Source organism: Mucilaginibacter celer, assembly GCF_003576455.2.
In the GTDB taxonomy this organism is placed as follows: Bacteria; Bacteroidota; Bacteroidia; order Sphingobacteriales; family Sphingobacteriaceae; genus Mucilaginibacter; species Mucilaginibacter celer.
This window is the reverse complement of sequence record NZ_CP032869.1, coordinates 5,342,087-5,361,486: the sequence shown is the minus strand read 5'-3', so window position 1 is coordinate 5,361,486 and position 19,400 is coordinate 5,342,087. Positions and strand designations below refer to the sequence as shown.

Genomic DNA, 19,400 nt, shown 5'->3' with positions numbered 1-19,400 from the left:
ATCAAATCATTTAAAACTTTACAGAGATGAAAATAGTAGTTATTGGCGGCACCGGCCTTATTGGTAGTCAAACAGTTGCTTTACTAAAAGCAGCCGGATATGATGTTGTAGCAGCCTCACCCAACAACGGCGTAAACACACTTACAGGCGAAGGCTTAACCGAAGTTTTACAGGGCGCCCAGGTAGTAGTGGATCTATCCAACTCGCCATCATTTGAAGATACCGCGGTGATGAATTTTTTCAAAACCGCGAATGAAAACCTGATGCCGGCCGAAAAGGCAGCCGGTGTGCAGCACCACATCGCCTTATCTGTTGTAGGTACCAAAAACCTGCAGGCCAGTGGCTACTTCAGGGCAAAACAGGTACAGGAAGATCTGATCCAGGCCTCGGGCATCCCTTACACCATTGTTCACGCCACCCAATTTTTTGAATTTGCCGGCGGTATAGTTTACATGAGTACTGCTGATGGGAAAGTGACTTTACCTGACGCCAATATCCAGCCTATTGCCAGTAAGGATGTAGCTGCCTTTATGGCCCAAACCGCGGTTGCACAGCCCGCCAACGCTATCCTTGAAATTGGCGGTCCCGAAAAATTTGATATGGCTGCCTGGATTAAACAATATGCTGAAGCTACCGGCAAAAACCTTGTGATTGAAACCGATGCCAATGCACTGTATTCGGGCGCGGCAATCGAGGCTGATACCTTAACTACTTCAAATGCAGTTTACCTCGGCCCAACAAAATATGCCGATTGGATTGCCGAGCCGGCTAATCAGCGGTAACTCAAAGCTATTAAAGTATCGTTATTACTGAGTAGGTAAAAGCCGAGGCCTCTGAAGCAAATATGACATCACCATCTTGTCATCCTGAGGAACGAAGCATCTTCTTCGCCCTGCATAACCGCTGTGCTTGTTGTAGAAGATGCTTTGTTCCTCAGCATGACAACGTGTTTTTAAACATGGTATAAGCAATCGCACGGAAACAGAGAGGTTAAGCAAGTGTGCCCTGTACAATCCGCGATTGCTTTGTGCCTCACAATACGTGTTGTAAATGCTATTCTTAATACTTTTAAATGGCCTGAAATTTACTTAGCCGTCGCCGTCCCCAATTTTGCATACTCCACATCATTGGGCTCCCAAAGCTCAATTTTATTCCCTTCCGGGTCCATCAGGTGTACAAAGCTGCCATAACTCACCCGCTCTACCGTATCTGTGGGCATAATACCTGCGGCCTTTAATTTCGCCAGCAGCGCATCCAACTGCACAACCCGGTAATTAATCATAAACTGTTTTTCGGATGGTTGAAAATATTTGGTTGTTTCTTTAAACGGCGCCCAAAGCGTAAAGCCCTTTTTGGTACTATCCATACCCTGGTGCCATTCAAAATTGGCACCGTAATCGCCCATCGGGATGCCGAGGTTTTTATTATACCAGGCCTTCAAAGCCACAGGATCCTTGGCCTTAAAAAAGATGCCGCCCAGGCTTGTAACCCGCGGGCCCGAATTTACCGGGTTAATTAAACGGTTAAAACCATATCCTAAACCAAAGCTAATCAGTAATAAAACAACCAACGTAAATCTTTTCATAATGAGCTATTTAGGCATAAATATAATCAATTCATTAATTAACTTAGATGCATGCAAATCATCCCGTTACTTAAAGTAAGCGATATGCGTGCCGCCATACGGCATTATACCGAAGTTTTGGATTTTTTGATGACCTGGCCCGATGATACTCCCGATTCGCCGGTTGTTGATCTGGGGCATGAACAAATGGAACTGCAAATCACCACGCACGAAAGCGACAGGCTTTTTGGATCAGTGATCTACGTATACACAACGGATGTGGACGCGCTTTTTGCAAAATATAAAAGTCGCGGGCTCAACACTTCCGCCAAACCCAACTCGCCGGTGCACCAGGGGCCGGTTGATCAAACCTGGGGACGGCGGGAGTTTTACGTTACCGATGTGGATGGAAATACATTGCGCTTTTGCCAGAATATCAACATGATAAAAACAGATGATTAAACCGTCTGAAATGAGTCTCGGCGTACCGATGCAAGTAGCCAATAAGGTTATTTCAACTACAGATAAAGTATGGGAAACATTAATAGCCAGCTACCAGGGCGACCTCGAAAAGTTAAAAAACCTCATAACCGGATGCCCCGAACTTATTTACGCCCAATATAATTACACGCCACCCATACATTTTGCGGTACGCGAGGGGCACACTGCCATGGTAAAATACCTGCTTAATGAAGGTGCACATGCGCCCGGCTACCGGATTTATCCCTTTTTAGATAACCTTAATGTTATAGCCGAAGATAGGGGATATACCGAAATAGCTGTAATGCTAAATGATTATGCAGCCCATCCGGAGCAACAAAAATACTTTGGCGATAATGGCAGAATTTTTTATAACCGCAGCCCGGAGCAAATGGAATTTGAGCAGGCGGTTGATCGGGAAGACCTCGCAGCAACCGAAGCTGTATTGAAAAATCATCCCGAATTTGCCCTCGATGAAACTTTTTTTTGGGGGGAGGGAATATTAACTTTTGCCGCCAAACACAACAACCGCCCAATGGCCGATTTGTTGATTAGCCACGGCGCCAAAGTACCCGATATTTTAAAATGGACGCCTGCGTATTATTTTGAACGCCTGGATGGGGCTTCCTACATGATGGAAAAAGGCATGAACCCCAATACCCAAAGCTGGCAGCAGGTAAGCATTTTACACAACATGGCCCAAAAAGGAGATATGGCCAAAGTGCAATTATTATTGAAACACGGGGCAGATCTGAACAGTATCGACGATGATTATCAAAGTACGCCTTTAGGCATGGCAGCCCGCTGGGGCCGCGCAGAAATGGTTGATTACCTTTTGCAACAAGGAGCCGACCCCGAACTGGCCGGAGCCGATTGGGCCAGGCCATTGGTTTGGGCCCAACGAAAAGGCTATACCGGGATTGCAAACCGTTTAAAAAATGCCTGATGGAAACAATTCCGCAAAATATTAAACTATCCGTACCATTTTTTATGGTGACGGATATGGAAATCTCGCTAAAGTTTTACCTTGATGGCCTTGGTTTTAAACTCGCCAACCAATGGGCGCCCCGGGGTAAAATTGAGTGGTGCTGGCTCACGCGCGACGCCGTAGCCATTATGCTTCAACAGCCGCGTGTACCTAACGCAGAACAATCCGGGCCGCGGGGCGCAGGCGTCACTATTTGCCATCAGTGTGTCGACGCGCTGGCTTTGTATCATGAATTTAAGCAAAACGGATTAAGCCTTGCCGAGCCTTTTGTTGGCAATAACATGTGGGTTGTGAGTGTAAAAGATCCGGATGGATACCGCCTTGAATTTGAAAGCCCCACTGATGTGGCGGAGGAAACAGCTTATGGTGATTGGATAAAAGAAAATCAATTGTAGAAAGCTGTTTTTATTAAAATATCCCCTTTAATATAAAGCATAGCCGTTAAGTTAAGAAACAGGCTTTTAAATTCCCCTCTTGAGAGGGGGCGCGACGGGTAAAAGCGAGAGCAGGGGGTGTGTTATGCGAGCGATAACCTCGCGCAGAGTAACACACCCCTCCATCCCTCTCAAGAGGGGAATCGCACAATTCCACCGCTTTTTTGCTTAAGTTGAAGGCTATACCCCACGGAAGGAAATGAAGAAATCTTCCAAAACAAATGAACTTGCGGAACTTTAAAAGGCTTTAAATTTAAATTCAACAATGCTTCGCAAAAATCGAGGCCTGACAAAACTATATTTTTATCAATTATCGCCTCTTATTTTGCCATTTTTTTGCAATAATGGCATTTGTTTAAAAATTTCATAAAAAACAACTTCTTTTATTGAGCATTTTACCACAAATAGGATATTTTTATAACATAAAACCCCATTTATGTCGATAAAAGTAGCTATCCGTCACTTCACAAGTTACAAATACGATAAACACATCTCGCTTTCGCCGCACGTTATCCGCTTACGCCCGGCGGCGCATTCGCGTACCATGATTAAAGGCTACTCGCTAAAAATCCTGCCCGAAAAACATTTTATCAACTGGCAGCAGGATCCCTTTGGCAATTACCTGGCCCGTATCGTTTTCCCCGAAAAGGTAAATGAGTTTAGCGTTGATGTAGAGGTGATAGCCGATATGGTGGTGATCAACCCATTTGATTTTTTTGTGGAGGAATATGCCGTTCACTACCCTTTTGATTATGATGAGGCATTGCAAAAAAACCTTGTGCCTTATTTGGAAGTAACCGAAAATGGGCCGCTGCTGATGGACTTGACCGAGAAAGCAAGCGAGCTGCTCAATAAAAATACGGTTACCCAAAACTTTCTGGTAGATGTAAATCAACTCCTGTATAAGGAAATAGCTTACCAAATCCGCATGGAGCCGGGCATCCAATCGTGCGAGGAAACCCTGGAGCTTAAATCCGGTTCGTGCCGGGATACAGCCTGGCTGTTGGTACAATTGCTCAGGCACTTTGGGTTAGCTGCTCGTTTTGCATCGGGCTACCTGGTGCAACTGAAGCCCGATATCAAATCATTAGACGGCCCATCGGGCGCAGCCGAAGATTTTACCGATCTGCATGCCTGGGCCGAGGTTTACCTACCCGGCGCCGGTTGGGTGGGGCTCGATCCTACATCGGGTTTGTTTGCCGGAGAGGGGCATATCCCGCTGGCCTGCACGCCCGATCCGCAAAGTGCCGCCCCTATCAGTGGTCTGGCCGATCCGGCCGATACCGAATTTCACTTCGAAAATACCATCACCCGTATTGAAGAAAAACCACGGGTAACCAAACCATTCTCAGACGAGCAATGGGACGATATCATGGCCCTGGGCGATCAGGTTGATGCCGAATTTGAGGCCAATAACGTACGCCTCACCATGGGCGGCGAACCAACTTTTGTATCGATAGATAATTATGAAGCCCCCGAATGGAACTCGGCTGCCGATGGCGAGCATAAACGCCGCCTGTCAAACATCCTGTTCCACAAACTTAAAAACGAGTACGGCAGTGGGGCCCTGATGCAATACGGACAAGGCAAATGGTACCCCGGCGAACCGCTGCCCCGCTGGAAACTGGCCTGTTACTGGCGTAAGGATAACGTGCCGATGTGGCATAATGATGAGCTGATGGCCGATCTGTCCAAAGATTATGGCTTTGGCCCCGAAGAGGCTGATCAGTTTATGCAAACCCTGGCACACGAACTGCACATCGACAAAAAAAATATTACCCCAACTTATGAAGACCCTTTTTATTTTTTGTGGGAAGAAAGCAAAACGCCCATCAATGTCGATCCGCTGAAGGTTGATTTAAAATCGCCCCTGGAAAGGCAAAAGCTGGCCGAGTTGCTGAATACCGGGCTTAACGAGCCGGTTGGATATGTGGTGCCTGTTAAGTGGGATATTTTTCAAAACAACTGGCAAAGCTGTAAATGGGCTTTCCGGCGCAATAACCTGTTTTTGGTACCGGGTAACTCGCCGGTTGGTTTACGTTTGCCGTTGGATTCGATACAATATACCGACCCTGCCGAACAGGAAGAGCTGGCCGAACGAAGCCTGTTTGCTGATGTAGATGCACTGCCCGATGCTATTGAAGAAGCAGCCGATAATACCCCTTTTAACAACACCGACATTATATTTAAAACCGCTTTAGTGGTTGAGGCAAGGCAGGGTAAGCTATTCGTGTTTTTCCCGCCAACCAGTTATTTTGAGCATTACTTAAGCCTGGTTAACGCGGTTGAACGTACCGCCGAAAAACTGAAAATGCCTGTATTGATAGAGGGCTACGATCCGCCTACGGATAACCGGGTTACCAAAATGATGATCACGCCCGATCCCGGCGTTATTGAAGTAAACATCCACCCGGCCAAAAGCTGGCGCGAACTGGCTACCAACTACGAGATCCTGTACAAAAAAGCAGCAGAATCGCGCCTGGCTACCGAAAAGTTCAATATCGACGGCAGGCATACCGGTACGGGCGGTGGTAACCACGTAACGCTCGGTGGCGAAACCCCGGCCGATAGCCCGCTGTTGCGCAGGCCGGATGTGTTGCGTAGTTTTATTACCTTCTGGCAGCACCATCCTTGTTTATCGTACCTGTTTTCCACACAATTTATCGGCCCAACCAGCCAGGCCCCGCGTGTTGATGAGGGCCGGATGGAAACACTTTATGAACTGGAGATAGCTTTTCAACAAATCCCCGATTTGAAGGAGAATGAGGTGCCGTTTTGGTTGGTGGACAGGATTTTCCGCCACTTTTTAACAGATATCACCGGCAATACCCACCGCTCGGAGTTTTGCATCGATAAACTTTATTCGCCCGATTCATCGAGCGGCCGCCTGGGCATCCTCGAGTTCAGGGGTTTTGATATGCCGCCGCATTACCGCATGAGTATGGTGCAGTTCCTGCTCATCCGTACGTTGCTGGCCTGGTTTTGGAAAACGCCATACAACCATAAACTGGTACGTTGGGGAACTGAACTGCATGATCGTTTCCTGTTGCCGCACTACTGTTATAAGGATATGACCGAGGTGGTTAACAGTCTTCGCGATGCCGGTTACGGTTTTGATATTTCGTGGTTCGAACCGTTTTTCAGCTTCCGCTTCCCTTTCCTGGGCGAATTGCAGGTTGATGATATCAACATCGAAATAAAAATGGCTATCGAACCATGGCACGTACTGGGCGAAGAAATGTCGAGTTCGGGCACTTCCCGCTTTGTTGATTCATCGCTGGAGCGGGTGCAGGTAAAAATTTCGGGGCTTACCGATTCGCGCTATACCTTTTTGTGCAACGGCTTAAAAATCCCCCTAAAAAGCACCGGTATACAAGGCGAATATATTGCTGGGGTAAGGTACCGCGCCTGGCAGCCACCATCGGCACTGCATCCAACCATAGGCATTGATACGCCGCTGGTGTTTGATTTGTATGATAACTGGACGCAAAAATCAATAGCCGCCTGCCAGTACCATGTTTCGCATCCGGGCGGGCGAAGCTATGATACCTTCCCGGTAAACAGTTACGAGGCCGAAGCGAGGGTAATTTCGCGTTTCTTTGATTTTGGGCATTCGGTTAACCTGGTTGAGCCGGCCGCAAGCCAGCAAACAGCCGGGGGCAGGTTTGTTACCAAAATGAATATCCTGCCGCAATACACCATTACGCAACAGGTGGTAAACCCTGAGTACCCGTATACTATGGATTTGAGGCGGTATAAAAATGCTACGAATTTGTAGTCTGAATCAGAATTTACAGAATTTTAGAATGCTCAGAATTGGAAATCCGACAGCATTCTGTTAATTTAAAAATTCTGTAAATTCTGATTCAGACAAATTTTTATAGCCGAAAAATAAGAGATTTGGAACATGATTGAAACGTACCTGCAGCAGGCCGGTAATACTGCCAAACCTTTTTTTGATGAGCTTGCCGCTCCGGGCGGCGAGGTGCGTGAACATTGGAAAAAAATAGCGCATGCCTACGACGAGCTGGGCCTCGAAAAAATGGAGCAGCGCAGCAGGGAAATTAGCCAGGAACTGCGGGATAACGGTGTTACCTATAACGTGTACAGCGACCCGGACGGCATTAACCGCCCCTGGAAGCTTGACCCGGTACCCATGGTTTTCAGCCAGCAGGAATGGGAAACCATTGAGCGGGGGTTAACTCAACGTGCCGAGTTGCTGAATTTGATTTTAACCGATATTTATGGCGACCGCAGGCTGATTAAAGAAGGTTTTATCCCTTTTGACCTGGTATTTACCCACAAAGGTTTTCTGCGCCAGGCCGATAAGATCAAGATCCCCGGTAAATTTCAGCTCATTCAATATTCCGCCGATCTGGTTCGGGGGCCGTTAGGCAAAATGTGGGTGCTGCATGACCGTACCGACGCCCCATCCGGAGCGGGTTATACATTAGAGAACCGTGCCGCCATGACAAGGGTGTTTCCGGATCTGATCCGTGAAAACCAGGTACGCAAGATCTCATCCTATTATCAAACATTAAAAAACACCCTAACCAAACTCGCACTCCAAAATAAAGAGAACCCACGGGTGGTGCTTTTATCGCCGGGTACGGCAAACGAAACCTATTTTGAGCATGCTTACCTGGCCTCCTCATTGGGTATCACGCTTGTTTTTGGCCAGGATCTTACCGTGAGCGATGGCTACGTATGGCTTAAAACCCTGCGAGGCCTTGAAAAAGTTGATGTTATTGTAAGGCGTGTAGATGATATTTTTTGCGATCCGCTGGAGTTTTTCGGCAAATCGCAGTTGGGTGTTGTAGGCCTGATGGAGGCCGTGAGGCAAAAAAAGGTTACGGTGATTAACCCGCTGGGCTGCCGTGTGTTAGAAAACCCCGGTCTGATGGCCTTTTTGCCGCGGTTAAGCCGCCACCTGTTAAATGAAGAACTGATATTGCCATCAGTAGCTACGTGGTGGTGCGGGCACGAAAAAGAAAGGAAATACGTGTTTGATAACCTGCCTTTTTTAATCATCCGCTCTACCTATCGCAGCAACGAAAACCGGCCATACATAGGCAGCGAGCTGAGCAAAAAGCAGATAGAAGAACTTAAAAAAGAGATCAATACCCGCCCTTATTTATATGTGGCGCAGGAAGTGGTAAACCTGAGCACCACCCCATCGCTTATTGATAATAACCTGGAGGCGAGCAACGCCATTTTCAGGAGCTATGTGGTGGCCGATACCGAAAAACAGGCCTACCATGTAATGCAGGGCGGCTTATCGCGCAGCTTTCCGGCTAAGGATGGATTTATTATTTCCAACCAGTCGGGCGGCATCAGTAAGGATACCTGGGTGTTGGGGCCTTTGCCGCAAAACCCGCCTCAGCAGCCGGTAAGCCGGCAACCGCTAAGGCAGGTTAAAAACATTTTACCAAGCCGCACCGGCGAAAGCCTTTTCTGGCTGGGCCGATACCTGGACAGGGCGGTGAGTAATGTGCGGATGATGCGCATCGTACTAAAAATTTACAACGAGCGCGATGACGAGATCCACCCGGAAACCGACCAGACACTGGTGATCCTGTTAAAAAGCCTGAGCGCATTAACCGGCACCCTCCCCGGTTTTGCCGACGAAGACCAGGTTAAACTAACCCAGCCCGAAAAGGAACTGCTTTCGCTTGCTGTTGAAACCGGCAGGCCAGGCACACTGGCCCAATCGCTGCAATCGTTTTTAACCAATGGCTACGCCGTGCGCGACAGGCTAAGCCTCGATACCTGGCGGATCCTGGACAGTATATCAGAAGAGTTGGACTTGATGAAGGAGAATGGCGATAACCTGCACAAAATCTATCACAATCTCGATCAGTTTATCATAAAGCTGATGGCCTTCATCGGCCTTAATAATGATAACATGACCCGGGCTTCGAGCTGGCGTTTACTCAATACGGGCCGCTTTTTAGAGCAGGCCATGAACACCTGCACCATTTTACAGGCCGCTTTAGCCATCGATGTAAAACCAGATGTGGAAAAGCAATTAATGGAGCTGGTGCTGATGAGCCACGAAAGTTTGGTTACCTACCGCTACCTTTACCGATCGACACTGCAGATGCAGGGTGTGCTTAATTTACTGCTGATAAATGAGGATAACCCCAAATCGGTAGCATTTTTGGTATCAAAAATTGATGAACACCTGAAGCAACTGCCCGATGATAACAGCGAAGGCAGTTTAAGCCCGGCAAGGAAAAAACTATTGGAGGCTTTAACCATGATCAGGCTTTGCGATGTGAATAAGCTGGTAACCCCCGATGCTGATGATGAGCTGAGCAAAAAGAAACTGCACGATTTTCTGCACCATTTAATTACTACGCTGGGGCAGGCATCGGGCGCTATTTACGAAAGCTATTTCAGCCCCACCCAAAGCCAGTACAGTTTTGTAAAAAGTAACAACCCGCTACCCGAATTATAATGAAATACCAGGTTACCCATATTACCCGCTACGAGTACCAGCAAAGGGCCTCGTTATGCCATAACCTGGTTTACCAGGTGCCGGTTGATCATAGTTTTCAGGAAGTAAAAAAGATCAACTACCAGATTCACCCCGAGCCACGCCTGCTGGCTACCCGCGAAGATTTTTTTGGTAACAAGTTTATTTATTTTTCGATAGAGGAGTTTCACCGCAAACTGAGTGTTGAGATAAAAAGCAATGTAGAGATAGCCGAGCCCGTTTGGATCAAAGCCAACCCCAAGGATACCATGCCCTGGGAAAACGTGGTAATCTGGCTGCGAAGCGCCGAGGCTGATAATGATATCCGCCAGTTTTATCTTGAATCGGCCCATATTCGGTTTATAGATGAGATCCGCGATTACACATTACAATCCTTTACCCCCGGCAAGCCGATTATGGAAGCCATGCTCGATCTCAACTCGCGCATATTTAATGATTTTGATTTTACACCCGGCTTTACTGATACAAGTACCCGGGTAGAAGATGTTTTTATGCACAAAAAAGGCGTTTGCCAGGATTTTGCGCATTTTTCGCTGGCTTGTTTGCGATCTATCGGTTTGGCGGCAAGGTATGTGAGCGGTTATATTGAAACCATTCCGCCGCCAGGCAAGCCCAAACTTTTTGGTGCCGATGCTTCGCACGCCTGGATAGCACTGTACATTCCTGAAATTGGCTGGACAGAGTTTGATGCCACCAACAACCTATTGGTTAATGACAGGCACGTGCGTACAGCCTTCGGGCGGGATTTTGCTGATGTTACGCCATTGAAAGGGATTGTGTATAGCGGCGCAGGGCAGCGGATGATTGTGAATGTGGATGTGCGGAGGGTGGAGTAAAAAATAAAAATCTTAAACCTTGCGCTCGTTTGTAACGAGCGCAAGAAAAAATTCATTTAATTGCGTTTACCCTACCTTCGATGCAAAACAAACCCTATGTATAAAACTCAGCTTCTCCACAACTTTAGGCGGAATAACAAAAGGGTACATATCGGCATTACCCATGCTGCGGTTCATGCTGTTCATGGCAAAGGTTAACGGAAGCCACAGGTCAAGCAGGCGCTCAAAATTTTGTTCCTGGTAAGGGCTTACATTGATGGCTGCTTTTAAGCCGCTGTCTTTATCGGCAACGCGGGGCGAAACTTTCATGCCGAAGGCATCGGCAGTTTCCAGCGTATCCATAATGTGCAGGTAGTGTGCCCAGGTTTCGGCCCAATCTTCCCATGGGTGCGAGCTGGCGTAGGTGCTGATGTAGTTCTGGTTCCAATCGGCAGGAGGGCCTTCGTTGTAGTTGCGTTGCAGGGCCTGGCTGTAATCTTCCCGCTCATCGCCAAATAGCCGGCGGTATTCATCAATAAACCCGCTGTTGTCAATCAACCTGTCCCAATAATAGTGGCCTACCTCATGCCTGAAATGGCCGAGCAGTGTACGATATGGTTCATTCATCTGCAGGCGCGATTGCTCGCGCTTGTCATCATCCGCTTCCTCTACATTTAAAGTAATCAAACCATTCTCATGCCCCGTTAACACTCTTTGCGAAGGATCAGCGTCGCTTAAAAAATCAAAACTCAGGCCTTTTTCGATGTCCTGTATTTTGCTTACCAACGGGAGTTTAAGCTGTAAAAGCGAGTAAATAAGCCGGTGCTTGGCAATTTCAATTAATCGCCACTGCCTTAAATGTTCCGGATCGGCAAGGTTGGGTACGATATGGTTCAATTCGCAAGCCTTGCAAAAAACAGCCGGGTCATTGGCCGGGATGAGCCAGTTGCAAACATCAAACTCGTGGTTTTTACAGTATTTGAACTTAGGCGGCTGATTTTTACCCGAACCAAAGAATGGTTTTTTATAACCGTGCAGGCTGTAAGTGCCATCGTCTCCGCCAACAAGGGTATGGAGGGTCATGTCTTCCGGGGTAAAGCCCAGTACATGTTTACAGCATTCGCATAAGCTGTTTTCAAAATATAATAGTTGCCCGCAATTGGTGCATTTAAATAGTTTCATAACCTGTTTCAGGCTATCTGGTTGTTATAGCCTGTGAGTTAACAGATTATATAGCCGCGGGTTTTAGGAGATTGAAAAATACACGGCAAATTGCAAAAGGGATATAATTAAACATTTCTACCATTAACATAGGCTATGTTAATGGTAGAAATGTTATCCCGGATAGTTTCCGGTAGTTTAATGATCACGCATAATGGCATGATCCATCCTGTCGCGTTTGGTACGCAGGTAAGCCTCGTTATGCGGGTTTGATGCTATTTCGATAGGTACGTTCTCAACCACTTCCAGGCCGTAACCAATAAGTCCGGCGCGTTTTTTGGGGTTGTTGCTCATCAGGCGCATTTTGGTGATGCCAAGGTTGCGTAAAATTTGGGCGCCAATGCCGTAATCGCGCTGATCCATCGGGAAACCCAGCTTAAGGTTGGCATCAACCGTATCATAGCCGTTCTCCTGCAGATGATAGGCACGCAGCTTATTGATAATACCTATGCCGCGGCCTTCCTGGTTCATGTACACAATAGCGCCTTTGCCCTCCTTGCTGATCATTTCCATAGCTTTATGCAACTGCGGACCGCAATCGCAGCGGCAGGAGCCAAAAATATCGCCCGTCATACATGAGCTATGAACACGTACTAAAACCGGTTCGCCGGGCTCCCAGCTGCCTTTAACCAAGGCAAGGTGGTTTTCGCCGGTATCCAGCTGGGTGTAGGCTGTCATATCAAAATCGCCCCACTCGGTAGGCATTTTTACCGTTACCTCACGTTTCACCATCGATTCGTGTTCCAGGCGATAAGCGATGAGGTCTTTTATAGAGATAATCTTAAGATCGAAATCTTTGGCAATTTGCAGCAGATCGGGCAGGCGGGCCATTTCGCCGTCTTCCTTCATAATTTCGCAAATCACACCGGCCGGTTCGTGCCCGGCTAATATGGCCAGGTCGATAGCTGCTTCGGTATGGCCGGCACGGCGCAGTACGCCGCCGTCTTTGGCTATTAAAGGAAAAATATGTCCCGGGCGGCCCAAATCTTCAGGCCGGGTATCCGGATCAATCAGGGCAAGCGTGGTTTTTGATCTGTCGCTTGCCGAAATGCCTGTTGTACAACCATGACCAAGCAAATCAACCGAAACAGTAAAATTTGTTTCGTGCGAGGTGGTGTTGTGGCTTACCATCGGCATCAGTTCAAGCTCTTTTGCCCTTTGTGCGGTAATTGGCGCACAAACCAGGCCGCGACCGTGCTTAACCATAAAGTTGATGGTTTCGGGAGTACCGTTGCGGGCGGAGGTTAAAAAATCGCCCTCATTTTCGCGATCTTCATCATCAACAACGATGATGGTTTTGCCGGCTTTAAGCTCGTCGATCGCTTCTTGTATGGTGTTTAACATTATATACTTGTTGGTTGGCGCCCTTAAACGCCTTTTAGTTTTAATCTGTATCAAATTTAATGCTTAATAGCATCACTTGGGTCGGCCTTGTGTAAAATGATTATGCCGCTATACTACAGGCTTGCTTAATAAATACCGTTAATGAAGATGCCGGGTTGCTTTGGGCTTAAACTTTTGTATCATGCGGTTTATAAAGCGTTTATAAACTTCCATATCAAATAAAGCCGAATCGGTAGCTGCCTTGTACGACAGGAACAGGCCGATAGGCAGCAGGGTGATAATAGAAATCCACATGCCCAGGTAATTATTGATCTCGCCGCCCTTTACTGCTTTTTCGCCAATGGTGGTGATGATATAGTAGATGAGGAAAAATACGACTGAAACCACCACAGGCAGGCCCAACCCGCCTTTACGGATGATGGAGCCCAGCGGGGCACCTATTAAAAACAATACCAGGCAGGCTACAGAAAGGTTGTATTTTTTTTGATACTCAACAAAATAGCGGCGGATGTTTTCAGAATCGTTACGGTATATGTCTGACCGGTTTTTGATAAAATCTTTAATTGACCGTACTTCCGACGAAGCGGTATTGAGCGCCATCTGCTGCTCGGGTGTTTTAAGGCCCTGCAGGGCTCCTTTCTTCGCATCGTAGGCAATAGGTTGTTTAATAACCTTTGATTGTGTTGGAATAGAATAGTATTTGATATATGATGAAACCATTTTATGGTTAGATGCGGCAACGCTATCAACCGAGCGCTGGGCCGAATCGAGGTAATGCGTAAGCTGCTTGATGTTCATCATTTGCGATGCCGACTTAAATTCGTTCTCGTCGGTACGGCTGATTTTAAAAGTTGAAAGATCAAACTTGGTTTCGGTTTCCTTAAAACGCTGCCGGTACAGCATCTGGCGGGTATTGTAGCTGGCATTCTGGCCGGGTGCCTCCTCATAACGTACGCCATCCTTCAGCTTCAGCACCAGGTATTTATCGCCCATGGTACGGAACATGGTACCCTCGCGCGCCAAAATTACGATGGTATTATTATCGCTTGGCGTTTTTGAGTAGATCATGATATCGTACAGGCGCTGCCCATCCGGATCTTTTCGTTTTACGCGGATGGTATAGCCCGGAAAGCTGGTGCTGAACACTCCCTCGGGCAATAAATCGGCCGATTTTTGCTTGCGGGCATCATACAGCAACGAAAAATACTTAAGGTTAGCCACCGGCAGCATATAATCCGAAAAAAAGAAAGCCGCTACGCTGAGTATGGTAACAATCACAATCATGGGGTACATAGCCCGGCGCAGGGAGATACCGGCGGCTTTGATGGCCACCAGTTCGTAATTTTCGCCAAGTGAGCCGTAAGTCATAATAGTGGATAGCAGCACCGAAAGCGGCAGGGCCATAGATACGTTGGTGGCCGAGTTGTACATCATCAGCTCGAGGATGGTGTACCAGGCAAAGCCCTTGCCAATCAAATCATCAATGTATTTAAACAAAAACAACATCAGCAACACAAACATCACAATGAAAAGCGTAACCAAAAAAGGCCTTATAAATGATTTAAGGAGTAAAAGGTGGATCTTTTTCATTAGTGCTATTTGTAATTAACCGGGGCAAAGCAGGGCTTGTGCACAGTTAAATCCATTAACGTGCAAACCATGGTTTGGCGTACAAAATTAGCTAAAATAAAGTTTTATCAGGCGCCTAATACGCTGATGAGGTAATCGATAGAGTTATCCCAGATCTGTTTACGTTCGGTAATGGTGTCTTCGACGGCAAAATCGGTAATGGCCAGGGCCACATCATTGGTGAGCTCATCCTGCATTATTTCCATTTCAAAATAATACTGAGCATCATCATCAAGCCATTTAAAACGTACGGATTTATTTTCTTTAACTGAACACAGTTTGGCCTTTTGCGACTCATCATCCCAGGTGAAAGTATAAACATGATCCCGGATACTAACCTCATCAGCAAACCATTGAGACAAGCCGTTAGGCTCGCTTAAGAATGAAAACAGGATACGTGGAGATGACTTAATCTCGTACTCAATGGTAAATTTTTTCTTTTCGGACATTTGGGTTTATACTATAAAAAGCAGGTCAGCACTAAATTTTGTAACATTTTTTCTAAAGAAAACGAATTTCTACTATATTTGCAAACCTTTTTAGGGACGGCCACTTGTTTTACAACGAAGCCACTCTTTTAAATAACCATTAAAAGAGGAAGATACACTAAAAAACGGCGGGGTAGCTCAGATGGTTAGAGCGTAGGATTCATATCCGTTAATTAACGGACGGCAGTCCTTAAAGATAAAATTAAAGTTCTCTTGCGATAAGAGATATAAAATAAAGAACGGCGGGGTAGCTCAGATGGTTAGAGCGTAGGATTCATAACCCTAAGGTCGGCAGTTCGATCCTGCTCCCCGCTACATTGGCAGAAAGCCCCTTGAAAAAGGGGCTTTTCTTGTATATTGTGGTTATGTTTACGGTATACGTTTTATATTCTCCAACCTTTGATCAAATCTATATCGGTTACACATCTGATTTAGAGAATCGTTTTCTCTCTCATAATCAACTGGCAACTAAGGGACATACTGTTAAATATCGCCCCTGGGTAATTGCATATACAGAAGAGTTCCCAACGAAATCGGAAGCTTTGATACGGGAAAAACAACTTAAATCGTCGAATGGAAGACAGTTTATTCGGAATATGATTAGCAAGAAATTTAATGCATCAAATGTTTAGAGCGATCGATTCATATCCGTTAGCCAACGGACGGCAGTTCGATCCTGCTCCCCGCTACTTGAAGCAAAATCCCTTTACGATTAGAATCGTAAAGGGATTTTTTGTTGCCGATGGTGTTTTTCACCTTATTAAATCAGTACAAATAACAAGTTATTACTCACCCAATTCAAACCCATCCTTTGTTATAAAATCCTTTAGTAGTTTGTCTATTTTAATGCTCACCCTAAAATCAGGCAATGGGTTACCTTCAATCTTTTCAAAATAAGCTTTTGCTTTAACTCTGTCTACCGTGGCTTTTAATTCATCAAAGCGGCCATATTCGTTAATGTTTAGCTCTGTGATATCGGCGCGCATTAAAATTTGAAGCTTGTTTTTATCAACGCCCAAAATACTTGTGAGCTTTAAAATTTGGCCGTATTTGGCCTGATATAAATAATCGGTAATATAGTCTCTTAAGGTTTTATCAGCTTTTAGCTCGGCATTGCCGCTCATTACATCATTAAGGAAGATGTTGGCAAATTTCTGCTCTTCCTGGGTTAAGGTAGCAAATGATTTGTGCAATTCGTCTAAAATTACCTTACGCTGCTCGTCGGTGATATTTGTTTGTTCTAACGATTTGATGTACTTCACAAACCGGGAGTTCATGTAATCGGCATCAATTTTACCGGTGTCAATTTCAACAATATAAGGCTCTATTTCAAAAGGCACATCTGGTAAACCGCCGCCGCCCGCACCGGGCACAAACATTTCTTTATAACGAGCAAGCAGGCTGTTATAATTATTCTCGTCAAACAGCAGTTCTATAACAAGTTTCGGCTTTCGGTCTTTAAACTCGTAGATGGATTTATTCCATTGAAAGCCCTGTACCTTTGCTGCTTCAAGGTATTGGTTAAGTACTTTAAAAAGTTTGGCAAAGCGCCCGCGTACGCCTAACTCATCAGGTAGCTTTTCAAAATTATCAATACCGGCGTTGGTAAACAGATCCGCTATCTGCATATAGGTGAAGTTTAGGTGTTGCAATTGCTTATCTAAGCGATCAACAAACAAACCATAGGGCCTATCGCCCGAGTAAAGTTTTACGGCCCTTTCTACATTTTGATGCATGGTATGCGGAAAGCGGTAATATTTTACAACGCCAAAGGGTTTTTCGGGGCCAAACAAGCGGTTGGTACGCGAAAATGCCTGGATTATATTTTCGTAGCGCAATACCTTATCAAGATATAAAGTATTTACCCATTTCGAGTCGAAGCCGGTTAGCATCTGGTCGACAACAATTAGCAGATCGATTTGCTTTTCGGGCGATTTCTCTAAGCGCTCGTAAGGCCTTTTATGAGCCAAACGATTGGAGATATCTTTTTTGAACCTGGCATGCGAGGCGAAAGTAAAATCCTGCTGGTAACGCTCGTTATAATCCTGCATCAGCTCAAGCAAGCCCTCTTCTTTAAATACAAAGCCTGCATTATTATCAATATGCGGATCAAACAAGGCGGTGGTTTTTAACGCCGGGAATTCCGCTTTTAGCAGCCGGTAATATTCAATAGCTTCGGCAATGCTGCTGGTGGCCAGCAGGGCGTGAAATTTTCCGTTATGGCTTAAGCGCAGCCAGTTATCTTTAATATCGGTAACTACGGCCTGCTGATGTTCCACCCGTTCGTACTGCGACCGGTTCAGGTAATCTTCTATACCTTTTACATACAGGCCGGCCTTGTCAAGCCCGCCAGCCATCGATACCTCGGCCGAATTCATAAAATGGTAATAGATGGCACTTTTATCCGCATCGGCAATAGCTTCGGCTTCGGTGGCGGCTTTGGCTTCCTGCAGGGCTACCGCTTTTCTGATATCCTTATCGCGATAGGTGAGCACTTTATAAGGGTCAAAACCCAGCACGTTTTTATCGCGGATGCCATCTGCCAGGCTGTAGCGGTGTAGTTCGTTACCAAAAATGGTGGCTGTAGTGGCGTCTTTACGCTGATTTTCGTCTTGTATGGGCGTACCGGTAAACCCAAAAAATACAGCGCGGGGAAACGCTTTGCGGATGGCGGGCAACATGGTTTCGCCAAAAACGGTGCGGTGTGCTTCATCTATAATGATTACCATTCGTTTGCGGCGCATCTGCTCCAGGTCTTTGGCGTTCAGGCCATCCTCTTCGGCTTCAATATTGCTCATTTTTTGGATAGAGGTAACAATCAGCGTATCGGCCGGATCATTGCTCTTAAGCTTGGTAACCAGTACGTAAGTATCTTCGGTTGCTTGCACCGATTGGTTATCATCGGCAAAACCCCGGTATTCGCGTAATGATTGTGTGCCCAGTTCAATCCTATCCATCAGGAAAATTACTTTATCGGCATCTTTGGAGTTGGCTATCAACTGGGCCGATTTAAAGCTGGTCATGGTTTTGCCCGAGCCGGTGGTATGCCATATATAACCGCCGCGCACGTCGGGGCTTTTCCAATCGGTTTTGGCTACACGATCGGATATCGCGTTAGCCGTGTAATATTGATAGCTTCGCATCACTTTCAGCACCCCGTCGGAGTTATCGGCCACCGTGTAAAAACCGATAAGTTGGTGGGCCATGGGTATGGAGATGAGCGAACTACAGATCTGCCGCCAATCGTTAACGGGTTCGTTATTAAAATCGGCCCAGTGAAAAAAGTAGTCTTTGTTAAATTTTCCTTCCGGGCCGGGATTGGCAAAGTAAATGCTTTCTTCGGGTGTGATGGCTACAAAAATCTGGATGAGTGAAAAGATGCCCGAAAAAATACCTTCGTAAGCGTATTTTTCAATTTGGGTACTTGCCTGGCTAATGTGCACGCCCGAGCGTTTAAGTTCGAGGTGGATAACGGGCATGCCGTTAATGAGCAGCACCAGATCGCCCCGGCGATCGTTCAGTATTTTTGATTTGCTTTTGTACCGGGGTTGCTGTGCTATTTGGTAGCGGCTTTGGCCGGCGGCAATCTCCAGCCTATCGTATATTTTTAAGCTTACTTCTTTACCAAAATGCAGGGCATCGGCAGGGTTATCGCGGGTAATGGCTACGCTTTTGCCGTTAATAAAACCGTTTAATTTAAGCGGCGTGCGCAGGGCCGTAATCTGCTCCAATACCTGCTGCATCTCGCCGGGGGTGAGCGGCGTATCATTAAGGCGGTCAATTTCCCGGTTGTTTTGAAAAAGGATGCCAGCCCAGTTGCTCAGCAAATCCTCTTCCGTTGGGTTTTTAAGTACCTCCGACTCCCATCCCTTGGTAGACAGGAGTTTTATCAACGCGTTTTCAAAATCTGCTTCACCGGTAAATGTAGTCATGGCTTA

14 protein-coding genes and 1 tRNA gene are annotated in these 19,400 nt (G+C 46.4%); 9 read left to right on the top strand and 6 right to left on the bottom strand.

Features of this window, described 5'->3' with window-relative positions:
- Nucleotides 1–26 precede the first annotated feature (26 nt).
- Nucleotides 27–782, top strand: a complete 756-nt coding sequence (locus HYN43_RS22090) for an SDR family oxidoreductase (protein ID WP_119406100.1) — start codon at nucleotides 27–29, stop codon at nucleotides 780–782.
- A 302-nt stretch (nucleotides 783–1,084) separates the two neighbouring features.
- Here the strand turns inward: HYN43_RS22090 and HYN43_RS22085 are convergent, their stop codons facing one another.
- On the bottom strand, nucleotides 1,085–1,585 hold the full coding sequence (locus HYN43_RS22085) for a VOC family protein (protein ID WP_119406099.1): 501 nt from the start codon (nucleotides 1,583–1,585) through the stop codon (nucleotides 1,085–1,087).
- A gap of 51 nt (nucleotides 1,586–1,636) precedes the next feature.
- On the opposite strand from HYN43_RS22085, the gene HYN43_RS22080 reads away from it, so the two are divergent.
- The 6 genes from HYN43_RS22080 (at nucleotide 1,637) to HYN43_RS22055 (ending at nucleotide 10,801) form a co-directional block, all read left to right on the top strand.
- The gene (locus tag HYN43_RS22080; RefSeq protein WP_119406098.1) at nucleotides 1,637–2,026 is read left to right on the top strand and encodes a glyoxalase superfamily protein; all 390 of its coding nucleotides are present in this window, start codon (nucleotides 1,637–1,639) and stop codon (nucleotides 2,024–2,026) included.
- Nucleotides 2,019–2,990 (top strand): ankyrin repeat domain-containing protein, encoded by a 972-nt coding sequence (locus HYN43_RS22075; protein ID WP_119406097.1) that lies wholly within the window; start codon nucleotides 2,019–2,021, stop codon nucleotides 2,988–2,990. The genes HYN43_RS22080 and HYN43_RS22075 overlap by 8 nt, the downstream gene beginning before the upstream one ends.
- Nucleotides 2,990–3,427 carry a VOC family protein gene (locus HYN43_RS22070; RefSeq protein WP_119406096.1) on the top strand — a complete coding sequence of 146 codons (438 nt, stop codon included), beginning with the start codon at nucleotides 2,990–2,992 and terminating at the stop codon, nucleotides 3,425–3,427. The genes HYN43_RS22075 and HYN43_RS22070 overlap by 1 nt, the downstream gene beginning before the upstream one ends.
- 475 nt (nucleotides 3,428–3,902) lie before the next feature.
- Nucleotides 3,903–7,244 carry a transglutaminase family protein gene (locus HYN43_RS22065; RefSeq protein WP_119406095.1) on the top strand — a complete coding sequence of 1,114 codons (3,342 nt, stop codon included), beginning with the start codon at nucleotides 3,903–3,905 and terminating at the stop codon, nucleotides 7,242–7,244.
- Between the two features lie 129 nt (nucleotides 7,245–7,373).
- On the top strand, nucleotides 7,374–9,926 hold the full coding sequence (locus HYN43_RS22060) for a circularly permuted type 2 ATP-grasp protein (RefSeq protein WP_119406094.1): 2,553 nt from the start codon (nucleotides 7,374–7,376) through the stop codon (nucleotides 9,924–9,926).
- Nucleotides 9,926–10,801, top strand: coding sequence for a transglutaminase family protein (locus tag HYN43_RS22055; RefSeq protein ID WP_119406093.1), 876 nt, complete (start codon nucleotides 9,926–9,928; stop codon nucleotides 10,799–10,801). The genes HYN43_RS22060 and HYN43_RS22055 overlap by 1 nt, the downstream gene beginning before the upstream one ends.
- 66 nt (nucleotides 10,802–10,867) lie before the next feature.
- On the opposite strand, the gene HYN43_RS22050 is transcribed toward HYN43_RS22055, so the two are convergent.
- The 4 genes from HYN43_RS22050 to HYN43_RS22035 form a co-directional block, all read right to left on the bottom strand.
- Nucleotides 10,868–11,962: a zinc-binding metallopeptidase family protein gene (locus HYN43_RS22050; RefSeq protein WP_119406092.1), complete on the bottom strand. Its 1,095-nt coding sequence runs from the start codon at nucleotides 11,960–11,962 to the stop codon at nucleotides 10,868–10,870.
- A gap of 177 nt (nucleotides 11,963–12,139) precedes the next feature.
- Nucleotides 12,140–13,345, bottom strand: coding sequence for a bifunctional 3,4-dihydroxy-2-butanone-4-phosphate synthase/GTP cyclohydrolase II (locus HYN43_RS22045; protein WP_119406091.1), 1,206 nt, complete (start codon nucleotides 13,343–13,345; stop codon nucleotides 12,140–12,142).
- Between the two features lie 138 nt (nucleotides 13,346–13,483).
- Nucleotides 13,484–14,935: an LptF/LptG family permease gene (locus HYN43_RS22040; protein WP_119406090.1), complete on the bottom strand. Its 1,452-nt coding sequence runs from the start codon at nucleotides 14,933–14,935 to the stop codon at nucleotides 13,484–13,486.
- 107 nt (nucleotides 14,936–15,042) lie between these two features.
- Nucleotides 15,043–15,423, bottom strand: coding sequence for an START-like domain-containing protein (locus HYN43_RS22035; RefSeq protein WP_119406089.1), 381 nt, complete (start codon nucleotides 15,421–15,423; stop codon nucleotides 15,043–15,045).
- A 280-nt stretch (nucleotides 15,424–15,703) separates the two neighbouring features.
- Between HYN43_RS22035 and HYN43_RS22030 the strand changes: the two genes are divergently transcribed.
- Together HYN43_RS22030 and HYN43_RS22025 are read left to right on the top strand one after the other, a co-directional pair.
- Nucleotides 15,704–15,777, top strand: a tRNA-Met gene (locus HYN43_RS22030).
- A 50-nt stretch (nucleotides 15,778–15,827) separates the two neighbouring features.
- On the top strand, nucleotides 15,828–16,094 hold the full coding sequence (locus HYN43_RS22025; RefSeq protein WP_119406088.1) for a GIY-YIG nuclease family protein: 267 nt from the start codon (nucleotides 15,828–15,830) through the stop codon (nucleotides 16,092–16,094).
- Nucleotides 16,095–16,247: 153 nt separating this feature from the next.
- On the opposite strand, the gene HYN43_RS22020 is transcribed toward HYN43_RS22025, so the two are convergent.
- The gene (locus tag HYN43_RS22020; RefSeq protein WP_119406087.1) at nucleotides 16,248–19,394 is read right to left on the bottom strand and encodes a type I restriction endonuclease subunit R; all 3,147 of its coding nucleotides are present in this window, start codon (nucleotides 19,392–19,394) and stop codon (nucleotides 16,248–16,250) included.
- Nucleotides 19,395–19,400 lie beyond the last annotated feature (6 nt).